This is a genomic window from Vibrio sp. 378 (assembly GCF_033339435.1).
Genome location: NZ_JAWOUO010001135.1, coordinates 1 through 526 on the forward strand (window position 1 = coordinate 1; position 526 = coordinate 526).

The window sequence follows — 526 nt, forward strand, 5'->3', positions numbered from 1 at the left end:
TTTTGAGCGGCTTTTACTAGGGATTCTACATTGGCATCCGCTGAAAAAGCAGGCGCCGATAATGTTGCTGTAATTGCGGTGGCTGCAAGCAGGTTGGCAGGCACGGCAGTGGAACGGCTAAGCAAAGTTTTCATTGTCTCCATCCTTCTGGACTAGGTCAGTAAGTTCGCTTTTTATCCTATGGGTGGAATGTGACGGTTTGGTGCAGATACTTTGACAGTTATGATTCACTTCTGTGGCGTTTGTATTTCATTTGATGAAGAAGTGAGCAGTTTGACTTGTCATATTTCTGTTACTTAAGCCTCTTATCTTGTTGAGAAAATATCTATTGGACTAGGTCAGAATGAAAACAACAGGTGCGGGCCAGTTAGGGACGCAGTTAGGAAAAATTAAAACCAGTTTGAGACAGCAAATTCACACTGGCGTGGTTTCTCAAGGGCAAAAACTGCCTTCAGAAAGAGAGTTAAGTGAGCGGTTTTCTACCACCCGAATCACGATTAAAGAGGCGTTAGTCTCGTTGGAAACT

Annotated in this window: 1 protein-coding gene; it reads left to right on the plus strand. The window is 43.7% G+C overall.

Going from position 1 to position 526, the window contains the following annotated elements; genetic code table 11:
- Nucleotides 1–343: 343 nt before the first annotated feature.
- The coding region (locus R7Q48_RS30800; protein WP_318134207.1) for a GntR family transcriptional regulator at nucleotides 344–526 on the plus strand (183 nt) is incomplete at its 3' end.